At 45.8% G+C, this 20,820-nt stretch carries 16 protein-coding genes, 1 riboswitch and 1 other annotated feature; of the genes, 3 read left to right on the forward strand and 13 right to left on the reverse strand.

Annotated features, from left to right (window positions below; all coding sequences use genetic code 11):
• Positions 1–255: 255 nt before the first annotated feature.
• The 4 genes from BJR36_RS20440 to BJR36_RS17670 all read right to left on the reverse strand — a co-directional run bounded on the left by BJR36_RS20440 (position 256) and on the right by BJR36_RS17670 (position 3,627).
• Positions 256–396 (reverse strand): hypothetical protein, encoded by a 141-nt coding sequence (locus BJR36_RS20440; RefSeq protein WP_169823769.1) that lies wholly within the window; start codon positions 394–396, stop codon positions 256–258.
• Between the two features lie 22 nt (positions 397–418).
• Positions 419–628, reverse strand: a binding site (T-box leader).
• Positions 629–704: 76 nt separating this feature from the next.
• Positions 705–1,382 carry an RluA family pseudouridine synthase gene (locus BJR36_RS17660; protein WP_091236757.1) on the reverse strand — a complete coding sequence of 226 codons (678 nt, stop codon included), beginning with the start codon at positions 1,380–1,382 and terminating at the stop codon, positions 705–707.
• A gap of 69 nt (positions 1,383–1,451) precedes the next feature.
• Positions 1,452–2,141 (reverse strand): response regulator transcription factor, encoded by a 690-nt coding sequence (locus BJR36_RS17665; RefSeq protein ID WP_091236758.1) that lies wholly within the window; start codon positions 2,139–2,141, stop codon positions 1,452–1,454.
• On the reverse strand, positions 2,134–3,627 hold the full coding sequence (locus tag BJR36_RS17670) for a sensor histidine kinase (protein WP_091236759.1): 1,494 nt from the start codon (positions 3,625–3,627) through the stop codon (positions 2,134–2,136). Before BJR36_RS17670 ends, BJR36_RS17665 begins: the two co-directional genes overlap by 8 nt.
• Before the next feature lie 277 nt (positions 3,628–3,904).
• On the opposite strand from BJR36_RS17670, the gene BJR36_RS17675 reads away from it, so the two are divergent.
• Complete coding sequence (locus BJR36_RS17675) at positions 3,905–4,162, forward strand: hypothetical protein (RefSeq protein WP_091236760.1); 258 nt, start codon at positions 3,905–3,907, stop codon at positions 4,160–4,162.
• 127 nt (positions 4,163–4,289) lie between these two features.
• On the opposite strand, the gene metK is transcribed toward BJR36_RS17675, so the two are convergent.
• A complete protein-coding gene (metK, locus tag BJR36_RS17680) occupies positions 4,290–5,477 on the reverse strand; it encodes a methionine adenosyltransferase (protein ID WP_091236761.1) in 1,188 nt (395 codons plus the stop codon).
• Between the two features lie 156 nt (positions 5,478–5,633).
• Positions 5,634–5,730: riboswitch (SAM riboswitch) on the reverse strand.
• Between the two features lie 235 nt (positions 5,731–5,965).
• Here metK and BJR36_RS17685 point away from each other — a divergent pair.
• The gene (locus tag BJR36_RS17685; protein WP_091236762.1) at positions 5,966–7,039 is read left to right on the forward strand and encodes an HD-GYP domain-containing protein; all 1,074 of its coding nucleotides are present in this window, start codon (positions 5,966–5,968) and stop codon (positions 7,037–7,039) included.
• Between the two features lie 271 nt (positions 7,040–7,310).
• Here the strand turns inward: BJR36_RS17685 and BJR36_RS17690 are convergent, their stop codons facing one another.
• The 7 genes from BJR36_RS17690 to BJR36_RS17720 form a co-directional block, all read right to left on the reverse strand.
• Positions 7,311–8,603: a UDP-N-acetylglucosamine 1-carboxyvinyltransferase gene (locus tag BJR36_RS17690; RefSeq protein ID WP_091236763.1), complete on the reverse strand. Its 1,293-nt coding sequence runs from the start codon at positions 8,601–8,603 to the stop codon at positions 7,311–7,313.
• 403 nt (positions 8,604–9,006) lie between these two features.
• Positions 9,007–10,536 (reverse strand): M23 family metallopeptidase, encoded by a 1,530-nt coding sequence (locus tag BJR36_RS20940; protein WP_169823770.1) that lies wholly within the window; start codon positions 10,534–10,536, stop codon positions 9,007–9,009.
• Positions 10,537–10,642: 106 nt separating this feature from the next.
• On the reverse strand, positions 10,643–11,164 hold the full coding sequence (locus tag BJR36_RS17700) for a shikimate kinase (protein ID WP_091236765.1): 522 nt from the start codon (positions 11,162–11,164) through the stop codon (positions 10,643–10,645).
• A 52-nt stretch (positions 11,165–11,216) separates the two neighbouring features.
• The gene (locus BJR36_RS17705; RefSeq protein WP_091236766.1) at positions 11,217–13,082 is read right to left on the reverse strand and encodes an ATP-dependent nuclease; all 1,866 of its coding nucleotides are present in this window, start codon (positions 13,080–13,082) and stop codon (positions 11,217–11,219) included.
• 27 nt (positions 13,083–13,109) lie between these two features.
• Complete coding sequence (locus BJR36_RS17710) at positions 13,110–13,727, reverse strand: flavin reductase family protein (protein WP_091236767.1); 618 nt, start codon at positions 13,725–13,727, stop codon at positions 13,110–13,112.
• Between the two features lie 18 nt (positions 13,728–13,745).
• Positions 13,746–15,389, reverse strand: a complete 1,644-nt coding sequence (locus tag BJR36_RS17715) for a putative manganese-dependent inorganic diphosphatase (protein WP_091236777.1) — start codon at positions 15,387–15,389, stop codon at positions 13,746–13,748.
• Positions 15,390–15,439: 50 nt separating this feature from the next.
• The gene (locus tag BJR36_RS17720) at positions 15,440–17,890 is read right to left on the reverse strand and encodes a putative bifunctional diguanylate cyclase/phosphodiesterase (RefSeq protein WP_091236768.1); all 2,451 of its coding nucleotides are present in this window, start codon (positions 17,888–17,890) and stop codon (positions 15,440–15,442) included.
• A gap of 175 nt (positions 17,891–18,065) precedes the next feature.
• Between BJR36_RS17720 and BJR36_RS17725 the strand changes: the two genes are divergently transcribed.
• Entirely contained in the window at positions 18,066–19,001 is a 936-nt protein-coding gene (locus BJR36_RS17725; protein ID WP_091236778.1) for a S1 RNA-binding domain-containing protein, read from the forward strand.
• A 187-nt stretch (positions 19,002–19,188) separates the two neighbouring features.
• Here BJR36_RS17725 and BJR36_RS17730 read toward each other — a convergent pair whose 3' ends face one another.
• Positions 19,189–20,796 carry a xylulokinase gene (locus tag BJR36_RS17730; RefSeq protein ID WP_091236769.1) on the reverse strand — a complete coding sequence of 536 codons (1,608 nt, stop codon included), beginning with the start codon at positions 20,794–20,796 and terminating at the stop codon, positions 19,189–19,191.
• Between the last annotated feature and the right edge of the window lie 24 nt (positions 20,797–20,820).

The following is a 20,820-nucleotide window of genomic DNA, read 5'->3' on the forward strand; positions in this document are numbered from 1 at the left end:
AATCCAGAAACTATTCTGAATAATGACCCTTTTTCTCTCCTTATATACGGGATAGTTATCCACACAAAAGGAGAAAAACATTTATCAATTACCTAAATTAATTGTTTACTGTTCAGAGTCACTTCACTCCGTCAGGCCGCATCCGGCGAAATCCGCCATTGCGGATTCCTCCGGATGTCGCGACATTCGTCGCATGCATCCATGCGGGCTTAGGGGCATTTCTGCAAGCAGATGCCTTACCTCCACTTCACTCCGTCAGGCCGCATCCGGTGAAATCCGCCTTGCGGATTCCTCCGGATGTCGCGACATTCGTCGCATGCATCCATGCCTGCTTATGGACGTTTCTGCAAGCAGACGACCATAAGCACGCCTGGATGCGCCTGACTCATTGTTCACGCAAAATAGCCCTCCTGTCCCCAGAAGGGACCGAAAGGCTTCGGCGGTACCACCCTAATTAACCAGGTTGTATTCCCGGTCCTCTTTTAAACTCTGTTAACGCCAGAGGAACGCCGCACTTTCATGCGGGGCTCAAAGGTAGGTTCCAAACGTTCCGGGCAGGAATCTTACACCATTCGATTCCCTCTCTGCAGCCTTTCCAGCCAGTACTATTCCTCATCATCGCCATTTAAAATTTCATATGTGGTAATTTTATTCTATATGCTTTTCTTTGTCAAGATGAAACGCAACTATTCAGGACTACGTCCTTACGTTAAACGCTCAAATCCAGGGCCCTCAGGCTGGGTTGAGAATGTCATGGAAGCCTTTGTTTTCGGGTGATTGAAGGTCAGCCTGAATGCGCATAGGGAAATCTGGCTCCACCCTTCCTTTGCCGCAAATTCCTTGTTGTACTTCGTGTCGCCCCAAAGAGGTGTTCCAGCGTTCGCCATCTGCACCCTGATCTGATGGTGGCGTCCTGTTATCAGTTCGATCTCGACCAGATTGACGCCCTCTTCATGCCTTTCAAGGACCTTGTATCTGAGTTCCGCTTTCTTTGCTCCGAGAGCGTTTTTAGACGCTACAGATGACGTGTTTTCCCTTCCGTTCTTGATGAGATAGTCTGTCAGCACCCCTTCGTCCGACGGCATCTTTCCGCAGGTGACCGCTATATAGAATTTCTTCATGGTCCCGTCGTTTACCTGCCTGCTGAGCTCTTTTGCGGCAAATGGCGTCTTTCCAAATACCATCACTCCCTGCACCGGCTGGTCAAGGCGGTGTATCATGGCAAGGTACGGCTCGCCCTTCCCCGGGTCCTTTTCAAAAAGGTAGTTCTTGAGCAGACTCTCCATGTCAGGGGTTCCTGTCCGGCTGCTCTGGGACGGCACTCCTGATGGTTTCTCGCATACGAGTATATGGCTGTCTTCAAATAATATGTTAAGCTTCAATTTCGTTCTCCCTGTTGTTCCTTAAAATTCCGCAGTTTCGGTGCTGAAACCATTCCCAGCCCCCGCTGCTTATACCTTGAACCTGTAGCCCACGCCCCAAATCGTCTCTATGTACTGCGGTTTTGCAGTGTTGTATTCGATTTTTTCGCGTATCTTTTTGATATGTACGGTTACCGTTGCGATATCACCTACAGAGTCCATGTTCCATATTTTGTTGAACAGCTCCTCCTTGGTGAATACCCTGTTCGGATTCTGGGCAAGGAAGGTCAGGAGGTCGAATTCCTTGGTCGTGAAGCTCTTCTCTTCATTATTGACGTAGACCCTTCTTGCAGTCTTATCGATTCTGATCCCTCTGATCTCGACGATCTCGTTCTCCTGAACGCTGCTTCCGATCAGCCTCTCATAACGCGCAAGATGTGCCTTGACCCTTGCGACCAGCTCGCTCGGGCTGAAGGGTTTCGTCATGTAATCGTCTGCTCCCATTCCGAGGCCCCTGATTTTATCAATATCATCCTTTTTGGCCGACACCATGATAATCGGGGTGTTCTTCTTTTCCCTTATCTTTTTGCATATTTCAAATCCGTCTACGCCAGGAAGCATAAGGTCCAGGACAAAAAGATCAAAATCCTCCTCGAGCGCCCTTTTCAGCCCCACGTCTCCTGTATGTTCTGTCTCTACTTCAAATCCGCTGAGTTCAAGATAATCCTTTTCAAGCTCCGCAATGCTTACCTCATCTTCTACAATCAGTATTTTACTCATTTACCGGTACCTCCTGATATTTTCTAAGAACAAAATTCATAACCGTTCCTGTTGATTCCTTGCTGGTCGCCCAGATTTTCCCGCCATGGTCTTCGACAATCTTCCTCACGATCGAGAGGCCTATTCCGCTGCCGCCCTGGGCTGAATTCCTGGATGCATCGGTCCTGTAGAATCTGTCGAAAATGAATGGCAGGTCTTTCGCCGCGATCCCTTTTCCGTTGTCCTCTATCTCGACCTGTATGAAATCACCCACATCCCTTACACGGATGCTTATGAACCCCTTGGCTTTATTCATGTATTTTATGGAATTGCTGACAATATTGTTGATGACCCGCTTCATCTGCTCCGCATCGGCAATCACATAGACGTCATCGTCCACGTAATTAAAATAGGTGAGCTTGATATTTTTCGAAACGAGTTCAAGCCCCACTTCCTCGATGCAGTCGTTGAAATATCCCGTCACGTTTATTTTATTGAATGTATACGGAATTCTGTTCGTATCGATCTTCGTATAGAAAGTAAGCTCATTGATAAGCTTATCCATATCATTTGCCTTATTGTATATCGTACGGATATACTTGTCCACCTTTTCCGGCGTGTCGGCCACACCGTCTATGATGCCTTCCACATACCCCTTTATGGCCGTAATCGGTGTCTTCAGGTCATGAGAAATGTTGCTGATCAGCTCCTTGCTCTCCTTGTCATACTGAAGCTTGGCTTCTGCCGACTCCTTCAGCCGTTTCCTCATTTCTTCAAAATCCTGGCATAGCTCGCCGACTTCGTCTCCGCTTTCGACCTCCAGCGTAAAATCAAGATTTCCTTCTTTTATGTTCTGGGTAGCCGCTTTCAGTTTACTGAGCGGTGTATTGATCCCTTTATAGATCCACGCCATAAGAAGCGCACTGGTAAATATAAGAATAAACACGATTGCTATGAACATTTCTATAATGAGCGCCTTGACCTGCGGAATCGCATCCCGCACTGATGTTACGATAAATGCACTTCCCTTGCTGCCATCCTGGAACCTGAAGTCCACCTGTTTGACAAGAGCCTGCACATCATTCCCGATATAAACGCCTCCGTCAAGGTTCGAATTGTAGTCCCCGTATGCGGGAAGCTTCTTAGCCAGCGACCCCAGGTCATTTTTTTTGCCCTGGTACACCAGCGCATCGCCCTTTCTGACAATCAGATAGGAGGACTTTTCAAAAAGCTGCCGGTTGATCTCATTCAAAAACGTCTCATCCTCAAAGGATTCCGGTTTGGAAACTGCCGTTTCGTGAAGCTCTGCACATATATCTTTTGTAACCTGGTTCAACGCCTGTATCGAATTCGAAAGATTCTCATAGGTTGTATCCTCAATTCCATAGTCAGCCTCCAATGACTGGAGCTGGTAATTGCTGAATCCCATAAGCGCAACAATCATCAGCATAATTGGAACGATAATGATTGTTAAAAATGCAACCAGAAATCTCGTTTTCATCTTCATTGGTAATTTCTCCCTGGTAAATATCTTCCTTATACTACTTTCCAATTATAGCATAGGGGGTTTTTATTTACACATAAACAAGTATAAACTTTTCTTAATATTTCATAAACTTTGCAGTATTCCACATTTTTTTTAATTTTATCATAAAAATGATGTAATAATACTCCTTTTTTGGTATGATAATTCCAGACACGACTAAGGGCACAATCGGAAGCGGAAATAACTGAATTTTTCGATTCTGCCTGATCAACTTAACACGAACAGAAAGGAGGACGTCATGGACGAAATATACCAGATCATTGAAGAACGTATCAGGCAGGCAGGATGCATGCTGGATATCCGCGGATGCGACATCTATGCCGAAATAGCTGATTTTGCAGAAGACAAGGAGGATGGCACCTATATCTTTATGTCAAAACCTTCGGACAATGTTGTCTTCGAATACAAGATTGATGTAATGGCGGATAATTTAAACCTTTCCTATATTGATATCAATTCTCCAGAAGGAAGCTGCCACATCGACTTTGACAATTAAGGCTGCATTTTCCGAACAGTAGGATGCAAAAAGAAGCTGCTGCAGAACGACTGAGTAATCAGTTATTCTGCAGCAGCTTTTAATAATTATAGCTATTTGTAATTATGAAGGACATGGTCCTGAATAGTTACAGATATTTTTTAAATACTTCTACCTTATCTAATGCTTCCCATGGAAGGTTCAGATCGCTGCGTCCGAAATGTCCGTAAGCTGCTGTCTGTTTGTAGATAGGGCGGCGAAGATCAAGCATCTTGATGATTCCTGCCGGACGAAGGTCGATGTTTGCCCTTACGATTTCTTCCAGTTTCTCGTTTGAAAGCTTTCCGGTTCCGAACGTATCAATCATGACTGACATCGGTTCTGCAACTCCGATTGCATAGGAAAGCTGGATTTCACATTTGTCTGCAAGTCCTGCTGCAACAAGGTTCTTCGCAACGTAACGTGCTGCATATGCTGCAGAGCGGTCAACCTTTGTGCAGTCTTTTCCTGAAAAAGCTCCGCCGCCGTGTCTTGCGTATCCGCCGTAAGTATCTACGATGATTTTACGTCCTGTAAGTCCGCTGTCTCCGCAAGGTCCGCCGATTACGAATCTTCCTGTAGGATTGATGAAATATTTCGTGTTTTCATCTGTAAGATCCTTTGGAAGAATTGGTTCGAATACATATTTTTTGATATCTTCATGAATCTGTTCCTGTGTAACATCAGGATCATGCTGAGTCGATAATACGACTGTATCCACATGGACAGGTTTTCCCTTTTCATTATATTCCATGGTAACCTGTGTTTTTCCGTCAGGTCTTAAATATTTCAAAGTACCGTCCTTGCGTACCTTCGTAAGCTGTCTTGCAAGCCTGTGTGCAAGGTCGATTGGATATGGCATGAAATCTTCTGTTTCATTTGACGCGAATCCGAACATCATACCCTGGTCTCCGGCTCCGATTGCTTCTATTTCAGCATCCGTCATTGTGTTTTCTTTTGCTTCTAAAGCTTTGTCAACGCCCATCGCGATATCTGCAGACTGTTCATCTATTTTCATGATAACTTCGCAGTTATGTCCGTTGAACCCTAACGCATCATTATCATAGCCGATTCCAATTACGGTATCTCTTACGATTTTTTCAATATCAATTTTTGCTTTTGTAGTAATTTCGCCCATTACCAGTACAAAGCCTGTATTTGTTGATGTTTCACAGGCAACCCTGCTCATCGGATCCTGTTCTAAAAGCGCATCCAGTACCGCATCTGATACCTGATCGCACAATTTGTCTGGGTGGCCTTCAGTTACTGATTCTGAGGTAAATAATAATTTTTCCATTGTTCTTTTCTCCTTCTTAAACTTGTTGAACTGTTTAGGTAACTTTTTACGCAGGCAGTTTTACTTTTCCGTAAAACGAGGGGTAGCTCAGGCGCAAAATCATATGCAAAAAAAAAGACCCGCCTAAGCAGACCTGATATCCAAGATAATCAAATCCTCTTATTGCTCGATTACTCGCTCAGGTTGGCACCTTCCTATAAGGGGTTGCCGTGACTTCACAGATCCTTTGTATCTCCATCACTCTGAATAAGGGAATATTACAATATTAAGTTTTTTCAAATCCTGTATAACCTAAATTACTATCTTTGTTGTGAAATGTCAAGTGTTTTTTTATACCAAAATTACGCTCAGCCGGAATGCTTTATTGACAACAGAATCCGGAATTCATATACTAGAATTAGAGTTTGCCACGGCAAAGATTACAATTTGAATAAATATGCAGTTTTCTGACATTCACTTTTACAGATGAGACAAAGGAGCCCGACACCATGAAGAAAGTACACACAAGAGATTTAGTTCCAGGAATGATAACCGCAGAAGACGTATTCAATTACAACGATTCCCTGCTGCTTCCCAAAGGGTCTGTTCTGACGGATGATTTAATTACCCGCCTTGAATTCTACTCCATCGTCGGAGTAGCCATTTCCGATGACACATCCTGCCTCTCCCCTGGCGAACCAGAGCCTTCCACCTATTCGGAAAGAATCAGGCAGAGCGTAGAATTTATTATATTCAAAAAACATTTCTATGAAAATCTGGATACCCTGAAGAATGTCATGAACGATGTCGCATCCAGGCACCTTGCCATAGATACCGCCAGCATGCTTTCCTGGGCCGGCCAGATTGTCCCTGATGACATGACTTCCCTCCGCGTATTCGACATGCTGCAGAACCTGCGTGATGAGGATGACTCTACCTTTATCCATTCCCTGAATGTGGCGCTGATAGCCAATATATTCGGAAAATGGCTCGGCTATCCCCAGGAAGAAATCGAAACACTGACTCTCTGCGGACTTCTCCATGACATCGGGAAGCTGAAAATCCCGCCACAGATTATCAAAAAACCTGTGAAGCTTACAGATCTCGAGTACGAAATCGTAAAAACCCACACTTTGGAAGGCTTCAATCTTCTGAAAGACCAGGATGTTTCTGAAAGAATCAAAAAATCAGCACTTATGCACCACGAAAGATGCGACAAATCAGGATATCCATCAGGCCTGAATGCCGCCTGCATAGACGATTATGCGAAAATCATAGCCATAGCTGATGTCTATGACGCCATGACTTCACAACGGGTATACCGCGGGCCATTATGCCCGTTCAAGGTAATCAGCATCTTTGAGGAAGACGGATTCCAGAAATATGCCCCTCAGTTCCTGCTGCCGTTTCTTGAAAGGATTGTCGAGACCTACATGAACCACACCGTGCTCCTGAGCGACGGGACGGAGGGCGAGATCGTCATGATCAATAGAAATGCCTTATCAAAACCCATGATAAAATCCGGAGACCGCTATATCAGTCTGGCCGATATGCATGGCCTGACAATTGAATCGCTTCTGTAGATTGGGTCTGTAGGCGCTGTGCCTGACCCGGCAGGCTCTCGTTTCACTGGCTCTCGCACCGCAGGCAGGCGCCAAAGCGGCTTCACCGCTCCAAAACCCGGGGCCCTCAAGATTGAGGGCCCCGGGTTTTTTAATTACACACATAGCCATTCACTCTCTGCGAATGAATGGCTAATCCGTCTTTATTTTTTTCACCAGGGCTCACGCTCTGGCCTGCATATATTCAAGTATGCTGTACCACTGATAATTGGCTAAACAGCAGACTAGTGTGCTAGCTTACTTTCAATTTGAATTTCTGTATTTCCTTCTCTGTGCTTACCTTTTCAATCTGTGCGCCGAGGCTGCTGAGCTTCTTCTCAAAATCCTCGTATCCGCGTTCGATATACATGATATCGTCAACAAGGGTGATCCCTTCCGCTGCAAGTCCTGCAATTACAAGCGCTGCGCCTGCCCTTAAATCCGGTGCGCTGACCTGGGCTCCGGTGAACTTCTCCACTCCGTTTATGATTGCGGTGTTGCCCTCAACTTTAACCTTCGCTCCCATTCTTGCCAGCTCGTCAACATATTTGAACCTGTTTTCAAAGATACTTTCTGCGACGATACTTGTGCCTTCCGACATCGCGAGCACAACTGCTATCTGTGGCTGCATATCTGTAGGGAATCCAGGATATGGAAGTGTCTTAACATTTGTATGGTGCAGGTTCTTAGATGCAACAACCCTCACTGCATCATCGAATTCTTCAACTTCACAGCCGATTTCGATGAGCTTTGCCGTAGTCGCCTCAAGATGTTTCGGAATTACATTTTTCACTGTAATATCGCCTTTTGTTGCTGCTGCCGCAAGCATAAAGGTTCCCGCCTCTATCTGGTCCGGGATGATCGAATATTCTGTCTTTCTAAGCCTGTCAACGCCCTTAATTCTGATTACATCAGTACCTGCGCCCTTGATGTTAGCTCCCATGCTGTTGAGGAAGTTTGCGACGTCAACGATATGTGGCTCTTTTGCTGCATTTTCAATAATCGTATTGCCTTCTGCCATTGCTGCTGCAAGCATGATATTGATTGTAGCCCCTACGGATACCACATCAAGGTAGATATGGCTTCCTACAAGTGCTTCTGCCTGTGCAAGAATAAGTCCGAATTCGATTCTGACCTCTGCGCCAAGAGCCTTAAATCCCTTGATATGCTGGTCGATCGGACGGCTTCCAATATTGCATCCTCCCGGAAGCGCTACCTGCGCCCTCTTGTATTTTCCCAGCAATGCGCCAAGAAGATAGTAGGATGCCCTGATTTTCTTTATATATTCATAATCTATACTTAATTCTCCGATTGTAGAACCATTGATCTTAACCGTATGTTTGCCGACTCTTTCGACACGGGCTCCAATGCCCTCTATTGCCTGTAATAATACATTAATATCTCTGACATCCGGCAGATTATCGATTACAACCGTCTCATCTGTCATGATTGCTGCTGCCAGTATAGCCAGGGCGGCATTCTTTGCTCCGCCGATTTCCACTTCTCCAACAAGCGGATTTCCGCCATTTATAATATATTGCTCCATTTTGCACCTCTGTATTCTCGAAATTTGATAAGTTACATTGCATGATAACCGTCAGATCCTCTGTCCCCTTAGGACATCCTGTCGAACTGTTACGTTGCGCTCTCTATATGACTGTCTGTATCTGTCTATTTAAATGTCCGTAATGTTTGTTCTTGTCTTCTAATGTTCTTTATTTTTCATTTCTTCATTGTATCCGAACTGTGTCTTTTCCAAATTTTCTGCGCAGTTAGACGCCGCGACTTCAATTTCTCATGACCTCGTGGTTTTGTTTTCTTTTTAATCCATGCTTTATTATAGCACAAAGTTCTCATTTGTAAACCAAAAATAGCCAGCCCGGCTTATCCAAATTCCAAGACCACGGCTGACCATTTATATTTATGCATATCTGTGAGATTCTATTTTGTTATTTCAGGTATTTCATTGGATCCACCTGGGTTCCATTGACAATGATTTCAAAATGAAGATGGGGTCCGGTGCTTCTTCCCGTATTTCCGCTGAGTGCGATCTTGTCTCCCTGGCTGACTCTTGCTCCCACCGAAACCATAATTTTGCTCAGATGGGCATATCTGGTCTGCATGCCATTCGAATGCGTGATCGTGATGCAGTTTCCATATCCATTCTGCCATCCCGCGCTTGAAACAGTTCCTCCGCATGATGCCTTGACAGCAGTTCCTGTCGAACAGGACCAGTCGACGCCTTTATGCATTTTTCCCCATCTCGGCCCGAAAGGCGAAGAGAAGGAGCCGGATGAAACAGGTTTGATAAAGGTAGGTGGAGCCTGTGTTCCTCTTTCTATAATCTGAGGAAGTGATTCGGCAATGACAGTCTCCTGCCTGATCTCCCTGCCCACTTCGCTTCCGTTCCTGTAGGTTATGACTGCGGTGATCTGCCTGCGTCCTGGTGATGCTTCCTGAACTACCGCCTGCTGGCTGGTGTACCAGCTGTTGTTGTCGACATACTGTGTTTCAGCCTGATAGTCTTCCTCATAGGTCGCTTCTTCTGTAACCACTACCGATAATTCCGGTTCTGGAACCGTCACCACGATTTCATCGCCTATCTGGATCACAGTCTCTTCTGTCATCGACGGATTCATTCCTAATATATTGGCTACCGATGTTGCATTTTTTTCTGCAACCGTCGAAAGGCAGTCGCCCTCCACAACCTCATAGACTTTATTTGTCTCTTTATCCTTTGTGACCATGTCGATGGCATCTGCAACCGGCGTCATCTGTTCAGAAGTCGCATAGGTCTCAACGATCTCAACATTTTCTTCAAAGGCAATGTTCATAATCCCGTTATTGGATTCCACAGCTGCTTCCTGTGCTGCCGGCTGCGCTGTTCCGTCCTCTGCTGCCATAACGCTGGCGGCCCCATTCGATGAAACCCCTGCTGTAACCACGTTGGCGGTCAGAACATCCATCTCATTGGACTCGTCTGCAACGAGCTCTACTGAAAACCTGTTGCCTGTATCATACTTGCTTTTTGCCGCATCAAGAAGCTGGACTACCTCGTCCCTGCTTCCGAGGGTCACCGAAAATTGATCTATTTTCACCGTATATGCCTTGCGTTTCGCATCAACGATCTTATTCTTCAGTTCATCATATATCCTGTCTGCCACTTCTTCTTTTGTATCCGTGGATCCAAAAAGTCTGTTCTCCGCTTCGGTAACTTTGACTTCGGCGTCCACAAGCACCAGATCTTCCGATTCTCCCTGGAGTTTTGCCCTGGCCTCAATATAGGCCTCGTCTGCCATTTCTTCGGAGCTTACGCTTCCTATTTCTTTATCATTGACTGACACTGTATAGTATCCTTTTCCGTCATTTCCTGCGTTGCCTGCAACCGGCGCTGCTACCAGAAAGAAAAGACCGGCCAGGATTGCTGCTTTGACAAATCCACGCTGCGCCTTCTGATAGTGTCTTGTAACTCGTTTCATAAAACCTCCATGATTAAATCCTGCCGGCGGTTCCGGCTCGCTGTGCATATATGCATCTCAATACATCGTAACTATTTTGTAACACTTTTGTAACAATCTCATTTTATCAGCAATCCGTCCTTTTGTAAAGCCCCTCATCCATTTTTTCGATTATGCCTTCGATGGTCTCCTCGACTCCGAGGCCTTCTTCATCAACCACGATATCGGCATATTTCTCGTACAAGGGGGTCCTCTCCTCATAAAGGTCCATCAGCGTCTGGTCTTCCCTGAGAACGACTCCCCTGCCCTTGATGTTGCTCAGCCTCTTAGCAAGCTCTTCATAGGACAGCTTCAGGTATACCACTGTGCCGATCCTGCCCAGATGCTCCATCGCCTCTTTTCCGTAGACGACGCTTCCTCCTGTTGCAATCACTGTCCTGTCCGCCTCTATGCTTCCGTTTACACGGTTTTCAATTGCTACGAATCCGTCCACGCCTTCTTCGCTTATGATTTCGCTCAGAAGCCTTCCTTCCTGTTCCTGGATCAGGATGTCAGCATCCACGAACTGGTATCCAAGAATTTTTGCAAGAATGACGCCCACTGTGCTTTTACCCACACCGGGCATCCCTATCAATACTATATTATGCATGTTACAACCATACCCTTTCCCGCAGCCTTCACCCTGCGGGGATTGAAGGCCGCTAATCCTGCTTCTTTTTTCTGCTGTTGAAATATACGAAAGAATCTATGACGTCCAGGATATCAGCAAACACTTCCCGCGGCGCCGCATCTATATATTTCTTCAGTATTTCCGTTTCGGCGGCGTCTTTATATCTTCCATAAAAGATATCAAAAAGATTATGGCCTTTTACGAATATTTTGATCGTTTCTATGTTTTTTATAAGGTCTTCCTTATTCTTTATGTAGATTCCGGTGATTTTAGTCATCCTCTTCACGCTTGGATGCCTCGAGAGATACGCTCTGAATTTGTCATAAAGGATGTTGTAGAAATCCTCTTCCTTCCTGATCACGCCGATCTTCTCCATGGTCGCCGGATCCAGAAAATAATTCTCAAAGGAATAGTATTTCAGCACCAGCACGTTCTTTGGATGAACCTGCGGCAGCTTCCCTTCCTCTTCCTTTCCCCTCTCTGCATAATAGCTGCAGAGCTGTCTTACCAGGAATTTCGGATCCCTTCCGTCGCTGTCCCTGATCATCAGGAACTGGTCCTTCAGGTAGAGCTGGTTGATATACTTCAGGTTTGCATAGGTTTTGATGTTCGTGCAGCTGTTCGTCGTGATGATGGAAATCCTCTTCAGCCTGCCTGATTCATCATAGACCTCCGCATAATATTTCTCCAGGAGCAGCGGAAGACGGCTGCTGTCCTGCTTTCCTTCCACAATAAAAACGAAGCTTATGTTCATAAGGTCGTTTGCCGTGTATCCCAGGTCGTCCAGGATCTCGTCTATGTCTGTTTCCGGATTCACCGTCGTATAGAACTTGTCATCCAGGATGACCTGCCTGATCTGCCGGGATGTGAAATTGAATATCATGTTCGGCGAGTGGGTCGTGAAAATGACCTGGTTCTTCTTTGAAAGGCGGTAAAGGATTTCGCTTGCCACCTTTTGGAGTTCGGGATGCAGATAAATTTCAGGATCCTCCATCATGATGATGCATGGCATGCTGTCGGTCTCATCAATGTAGGCTTCCAGAAGCGACAGGAGATAGATGCTCTTCGTGGCCGCGCTCAGGGAATCCAGAATGCCCTCCGTCTGCCTGTCCTTGTTGAACACCATGGTGTCTATGCGGAAAACCTTCTGCATGTCAAACCTCGATATGTACCGGATATCCTGAGAATCTCCGCTGTTCTTATGGTAATAGCGGTTTACCTTATCCGCAAAGCTGCTCATATTCAGTTTTGTCAGCTTGTGCTCGAGAAGTTTGGCAGTCTCGAACACGCTCATTTCGTCCACCGGCTTCTGGCTGATATATCCGATACAGTCAAAGCATTGGTCGCATATCTTCGACTGATCGAAAATGCACAGGTTTTCCCTGAAGGGCGCAAGCACATCCTGCCCTTCCAGTATGAAGATGTCCCTTTCGATATCTCCCGTATCCCTGGAATTGTCGATATAGTGTATCTTAGGAAAAACTTCACGTATATGGCTGTTGTTTTTCTTGAAGCCGTCGGAATATCTGATTTTTTTATCCCTGCTTATGATGCAGGTAAATGTTAAGCGGCCGTCCTTATAGGACGGAAGCCTTTCCATGAAGCTGGTAAGCCAGAGGTTATAGTTCCTGTATTTGCTTACGATCCCTTTCTGGTACAGAAGCACCAGATCCTCCTCCGTAATTTCCAGCTCCATCTGGATTTCTATACTGCTGCTTTTGTTGTCAAAATCGGCTTCTCTGACCTTGTAGTCGCCTGCAGCCGCAAGGATCGCATCTATGACAGAGGACTTTCCCGTGCTGTTTTTGCCCACAAGGATAAGCGCACTATCAATTTCATTCATGTAAAGATTTTCAATCGACTTAAAATTCTTTATTCCGATGGAGCATATCTTCATAGTGTCACCCGCCTTTTATTAGTGCTTCTATTGAAACTGTTTCCTGCCTGTTTTCGGTTTTCCTGCCTTTTTCTTCACTGCATTTTGCGCCTTCACGCTGTAGCCGAAGTTACCAAGCAGCCTGCCCAGTCCGTAATACTCTCCATGGGAGTACACGATCGGACGCGAATCAGCCAGCTGGAATTTGCCCTTTTCATTGATGTATTTATCGTCGACGCTAACAGCCACCACATCTGCCAGAAACATGTGATGGGATCCCAGTTCCAGGATCTGCTTCACCCTGCACTCGATACACACCGGGCTTTCCTTGATCAGGGGGGCATTTACGACTGCAGCCTTTTCGGGCGTCAGCTTCATTTCCCTGAACTTGTCCCTGTCCCTGCCGGAGCGCACGCCACAGAAATCCGTGGCATAGGCAAGCTCCTCGGTAGCCAGGTTTATAACGAATTCCCCGGTTTCCCTGATCATATTGTAGGAATGCCTCTCAGGCCTCAGCGAAATATACGCCATAGGCGGGTTCGTGCATACCGTACCGGTCCATGCGACTGTCACTATATTCTTTTTTCCGTCTTTATCCGCAGCGCTTACCATAACGGCCGGCAGCGGATAAAGCATGTTTCCGGGTTTCCACACCTGCCTGCCCATAATCCCACGCACCTTTCCTTACTGCTGCAATGTCACCATGAATTCAGGAATCAGCTGTTTCTTCCTTGAAACCACGTTTTTCAGTATGAACGAGTTGTTATCCGATGTAACGTTGAAGGAGTTCTCGACCAGTTCTCTGGCATTGTCTCCATAGCACAGAAGCTCAGTCGTCTCATTTATGATGTCCGTCAGCATGAAGAACAGCATATTGATCTTCTGCTCCCCGTATGCCTTTTTCAGATAGGGAACCAGCTTATCCTTGATCTCTTCAAGCTCGCTGGCATTCATGGAATTAATCTGTCCCACTCCGAATGTTATCTCGCTTGCGGAGAACTTTTTGAAATCCTGATAGAACACTTCCTCTGCCGATTTTGATTTCAGATTGCTTCCTGCATTGAACATCTCTTTTGCGAACTCTTCTATTTTGATTCCTGCAATTTCCGCCAGGCTTTCTGCGGCATTTCTGTCAATCGATGTACAGGTCGGAGAACGGAACATGAGGGTGTCTGAAATAATGGCAGAGCACAGGAGTCCGGCTACCTGCTTGCTTATTTCCAGATTATTCTCGTTGTATATCTGGTACATAATCGTCGCCGTACATCCGAGGGGCTGGTTTCTGAAAAATACAGGTGCGAAGGTCTCAAGACTTCCGAGCCTGTGGTGGTCGATGATCTCCAGAATTTCCGCTTCGTCAATGCCGTCTACCGCCTGTGATTTTTCATTGTGGTCCACGAGAACCAGCTGCTTTCTCTGCATGTTCAGGAGGTTTCGCCTGGAAATCATTCCGATATAAATGCCATGTTTATCGATGATTGGGAAATCCCTGTAGCGTTTCTTTGCCATCACATCCTTGATTGCTTCCGTAAAATCATCGGTCTTGAATGTAGTCAGTTCATCCTTTCGCATGAAATGTTTGATCGGCATGCTCTGGTTGATAAGCCGCGCTGCTGTATAGGTATCATAAGGCGTGCTGATGATCGCACAGGATTTCTCCTCTGCCAGTTTTTTGATGGTCATTGATACAGGCGCACCCTCGCATACGATTATGCATCCTGCCTTCATCTCAATGGCGCAGAGCTGCGATTCATATCTGTTGCCCAGAATAACCAGGTCATCCTCTTCTATATAGCTTTCCATCAGGTCAGGATTCGCTGCTGCAATCAGTACTTTTCCTTTTACGAAATAGGAATGTTCGTTTCCAACTACCATTGTACCTTCCAGGGTCTCAAGGATGTTCATGTACTGGGTGCGGGCAGCCGAAAGGATCGTGCTGTCGTATACATCCATATAGGAATTGGCAATGTCGCCGATTGTGATGAGGCCTTCAAGCTTGTTGCCCTGTGTAATCGGGAGCGTCGTGACATTGTTCGTCTTCATGAGATTCCATGCCTTTTTCAGAGATATTCCCGACTTGACGCCCTGGGTCTCCCTGATTTCTATATCCTTCACCTGTGTGCCTACATCGGAAAGATATCCCGGTTCCTCCATTTTGAAACGGTTCAGTACATATCTTGTTTCTTCATTAATCTGACCGGCTCTTTTAGCCACATATTCTTTTCCAGTCAGCCTTTTTTTAATGTCCGCATAGGCAATCGCCGAACAGATTGAATCCGTGTCAGGGTTTTTGTGTCCTATTACATATATTTTGTGAGTTTTTTCCATTTCCAAATCAAAACCCGCCTTTCTTATTAAATAAAAATACTCCGTTTTCCTTACATTTCGGCCAGCGCATTACTGTCAGCTCCCCCGCCCTCGTGGTATGCCGGCAAAATATGTATCACATTTCTCTTACTGTCTTTTTTTCTTTCCTTGTTGCATGCCTGTCCAAAGTAGCAGACTTCGAACTCATCCGCCGGAACAGGTTTTCCAAGCAGAAATCCCTGGATTTCATCACATCCGAGCTCCGCAAGGATATCGAACTGCTCCTGGGTCTCTACCCCCTCGGCAATCGTCTTCATGCCTATGGATTTTGCCAGCTGTATAATGGATTTCACGATCTGCATATCATAATTCGCATATGCGATGGCATCTACAAGAGGTTTTGCAATCTTGATTCTTTCAAACGGGAAATGCTTCAAATAGCTTAAAGAGGAATATCCCGTTCCAAAATCGTCAACGGATATCGAGACGCCCAACCCTTCGAAAAGGGTGTCTATCTGCTTAATCTTGTGTTCTCCCTCGATGGCTATGCTCTCTGTGATTTCGATGTCGATGTTTTCAGGCCGGACCGCGTATTTTCTCATCAGATCCGCCAATGCCGGAATCATCGTCTTGTTTTCCAGCTGCACCGGCGAAACATTGATCCCAACCTTTAGGTCAAAATCGTACATCTCATTCCAGATGCTGATCTGCCTGATTGCCTTTCCCATTACCCATTCGCCAATGGGATTGATATAGCTGATCTCCTCAGCAATCGGTATGAATTCCGCAGGTGAGATATATCCCATCTCCAGATTGTTCCATCTCAGCAGCGCCTCTATGCCGACCAGCTTTTTATGGGGTATGCTGAACTGCGGCTGGTAGAAGACCTCGAAGTCCTTTTCAAAATCCGCCTGCTTGAGGAGGATTTCTATATCATTTTTATGACGCAGCTTATTTGTGAAGTTTATATCATACGACACGCAGTTCCCATGTCCGCAGGCCTTCGCCTGATACATGGCAATATCCGCATTTTTCAAAAGTGTCTGGAAATCCTTTGCATCCACCGGATAGAGGGATATCCCGATACTCATGCTTACCTGGAATGCGTACTGCTCTACTTCGATTGCCTTTCCGCACTCACTGGAAATCGCTCTTGCAAACTCCTCCAGTTCCTGGTAACCGTAGCTGCCCCTGTAGCGCAGGACAAATTCATCCCCTCCCATACGGGCAAGCAGCACATTGTCCGTGCACAGGGACTGCAGCCTTTTAGAAAGGCTGATCAGAAGCTCATCTCCGATATAATGGCCATAAGTGTCATTGATTGTCTTGAACCTGTCCACGTCAATAAACATAAGTCCTATTGTTTCACCCTGCTTAAGGGAGGTGCATTCCGACTCAAGGGCATTCATAAAATAACGCCTGTTATAGAGATTCGTGACAGTGTCCTGATTGGACAAAAAGTCAAGTTCCCTGTTTTTTCCTTCCAATTCCTGGTTCTTAGCTATGATTTCCTTCGTCCTCTGCTGAATTTTTTCCTCCAGCATCCGATTCATCTCTTTTTCTTTTTTTAGCAGTATTTCATTCTGGGCATATCCCTGCACGTAGGTAGTGACGCTCTCATGAAAAAGCATGATAGAAAGAAAAATCAGAAGATCCCTTACGACAAATCCCTCCACCAGCAGCATCAGAATCGGGAATATGAAAAGCAGGAAGCCCTTCCGTCTGAATCCTATGTTAGAAACAGCCTTTTCACCCGTATAACCATTCTCCTGCCCCAGTCCATACCTCCAGAGCACAGAACCAATGGCTATGATCAGAAATGATGCAGCATACAGGACGTCAACAATCGAATTCGGTATATAGGTACCAGCAAAATAGGTATTATAATAATACATGTCAGCCACGTAATAAAGAAACACACCCGTGGAAATCATGACAACATGCTTCGGCACCTTTCCCTTTCGCACGGAAAATGACCAGATAAAGACTCCCGCCATGCCTGTAATGTTCAGCGCAAAGCTGATTAGGGCCGTGATTTCTCCGCCCAGAATCCCTACTATGGATTCAACAGACTGAAAGAACGCAATCCACACAAGAAACAGCGTCGCTGAAGCAATTGCAACGGAATCCAAAATCAGCTGTATACCATTCCATTTTTTTAACTGGACCTTTGCAAAAAACACCAGAGCAATCGTAAAGAATACATTGGTAAGCATATAAGAATAATTGATCAGCCTGCTCATTTGAGGGTCGATGCCCAGATAATATAGATAGAAGCACCAGGCAGCATCCGCAAAGGTCCACGATAAGATTCCTGCCGAAAAGCAGATCCATTCAGCTCTTACCATGCGAGCCTGCTTCTTTTCAAATACATTCATAAAAATCAATACAAAGATCACAAGATCCATGATGGGCGCCAGAATATTACCCAATAAATCCACCTTATAGATAGCTGCTATAGTGTACAGCAAAAAAATCATACAGGCAATAATAATCGGTTCCAGCTTTCTGTCTTTATCCATTTGATGTCCTCCAAATTCCCGTCACATGATGAAAATAATATTAATTATGTACACTTACTTTATCACAAATTCTCCGATATTCCAATATATTTCGCCCTGTTCAGACACTCTTGTGGTATACTAAAACAAAGCTGTTACTCAGCAAAACTCTAATATGAAAGGATGTATAAAGCATATGGAAAACGATTTAACCAAAGAACCGATCCAGCCGGAAGAAAGAATGGAAGACTATTCTGCTGAACTGGAAGCTTCATTCAAAAAAATTAAGGAAGGCGACATCCTGACAGGCACCGTAATCGGCGTTTCTGAAACAGAAGTGATCATCGACCTCGGCTACTATGCAGAGGGGATCATCAAAGCGGAAGACCTGAGCAGCGATCCTGCCTTTTCCATCAAATCAGATATTGCAGTCGGCGATGTCATCTCCGCAACTGTAATCAGGACCGACGACGGAAAAGGGAACATCCTCCTGTCAAAGAAAGAGGCCAATGACATCCTCGCCTGGGAAAAACTGAAGCAGCTCCTGGAGGACGGGACAACGCTGACTGTGAAGATCAGCGGAATCGTAAATGCAGGAGTGATCGCCTACGTGGAAGGAATCCGCGGCTTTATACCTGCTTCAAAGCTTTCTCTCGGATATGTGGAAAATCTAGAGGAATGGCTTTTCAAGGAAATCGAAGTACAGGTAATCACCGCCGATGCCGAAAACCAGAAACTGGTTCTTTCCGCAAAGGAACTGCTGAAAGAAAAAGCTGACGAAGAACGTAAGAACAAAATATCCAATGTGGAAACCGGTCTTGTAACCGAAGGAACTGTGGAGACGATCAAACCTTACGGCGCATTCATAAACCTGGGCAACGGCCTTTCCGGACTTCTCCACGTTTCACAGATCAGCGAAAAGAGAATCAAGACACCTGCTGCCGTCCTGAAGGAAGGCGACAAGGTCACTGTTAAGATCATTTCCGTGAAAGACGGCAAAATCAGCCTCAGCATGAAGGCTCTGAACGACGCCGGAGCTACTGAGATCGAAGAAGAAGCTTTCGATATCCCGAAATCAGAAGATGTCGGAACCAGCCTTGGATCCCTGTTTGCGAACATCAAGCTGAAATAGACTGTATGTGACTATATTTTCATCTCACAGGACACATTCCTTTGCTACAAAAAGAGACGGCTTCCGCAACAGGTTTACTGTATGCGGGCCGTCTCTTTTGTTCTTTCAAACCGTTTCTTCCTTTTTTCGATTGCTGCAGATCCTCCTGCCAATCAGAGGATCTGCAGATTTCTGATCCCCGTACCGGCTATCTGATGCAGTCTATTGCCGCTCTTTCAATCGGAAATCCTTTGATATACAGCTTTATAAATTCATCAAATCCTTTGGCTCCCTGAGGGTCCGGATCCATCTTTGTACCGATTTTACCGGCAAATACTGTATGCTCCAGATACTCATCCAGTGTTTCGTCTTCGCCTTTATTTACCATATAGGATGCAAGGAGTGCGATTCCCCAGGCGCCGCCCTCTCCTGCCGTCTCCATAACAGCGACGGGCACATTGATGGCATCTGCCATGATCTTCTGTCCGACGCCTTCCGTCTTGAACAAGCCGCCATGTCCCAACAACTGGTCAAGCCTGACACCTTCGTTTTTCAGGAGAATATCCATTCCGATCTTCAATGCCCCCAGGGAGGTGTACAGGTGTACACGCATGAAATTAGCCAGGTTGAACCTGCTTTTCGGGGATCTTACAAACAATGGGCGCCCTTCCTCAAAATGCGTGATATGCTCTCCGGAAAAATAATTGTATGCCAGAAGTCCGCCGCAGTCGGCGTCGCCTTCCAGGGCTTTCTTATATAAAGTCTCATATAATCTGTTCATGTCGATTTCCATATCGAAGGTTTCCGTAAATTCCTTGAACAGAGACATCCATGCATTCAGATCCGAGGTACAGTTATTGCAGTGCACCATGGCAACCAGACTGCCCCCTGGAGTCGTAACCAGATCGATTTCTTCATATCTTTTTGAAAGCTCTTTTTCAAGGACAGCCATGGCAAACACAGAAGTGCCGGCCGAAACATTGCCTGTACGCTGCGCAACGCTGTTGGTTGCCACCATGCCAGTGCCGGCATCGCCTTCCGGTGGACAGAGCGGAATACCTGGCTTCAGCTGACCTGAAACATCAAGCAGCTTGGCCCCCTCTTCTGTCAGAACACCTGCTTCTTCTCCTGCAACCAGAACACGAGGAAGGATATCTGCAAGCTTCCATGAAAAATCGCCAGAAGCAGTCAGCTCATCAAATTTCCGGATCATGCTGTCCGAATAGGTCTTCGTATTGATGTCGATTGGAAATACGCCAGACGCTTCGCCGATTCCCAGTACCTTCCGGCCTGTCAGTTTCCAGTGGATATATCCCGCCAGGGTAGTCATGAACCTGACCTCCGATACATGTTCCTCTTTCCTTAAAATAGCCTGGTAAAGATGAGAGATGCTCCATCTGAGAGGTATATTGTAATCAAATAGCTCTGTAAGTTCTTTGGAAGCCTGTTCCGTAAACGTGTTTCGCCAGGTTCGGAACGGGACAAGAAGCGTATCATCCTTGTCGAATGCCATATATCCATGCATCATGCCGCTAAATCCGATTGCGCCTAATTTCTGGATTTCAGCTCCGTACTTCTGTCTGACCTCTTCCGCCATCTTCTGATAGCTGTCCTGCAGGCCTTTCCAGATATCCTCGAGGCTGTATGTCCATATATTGTCAATCAAACTGTTTTCCCAATCATGGCTGCCGGAAGCGATCGGCATATTGTCTTCACCGATCAGAACAGCCTTTATCCTGGTAGAGCCAAATTCAATTCCGAGAACCGCTCTGCCTTCGATGATCGTTGTTTTCTCATTGCTTGTAGTTATACCCATTAAAGCACCTCCTGTTCTTTTCCC

The sequence above is a fragment of the Anaerobium acetethylicum genome (assembly GCF_900096945.1).
Classification (GTDB): domain Bacteria; phylum Bacillota; class Clostridia; order Lachnospirales; family Lachnospiraceae; genus Anaerobium; species Anaerobium acetethylicum.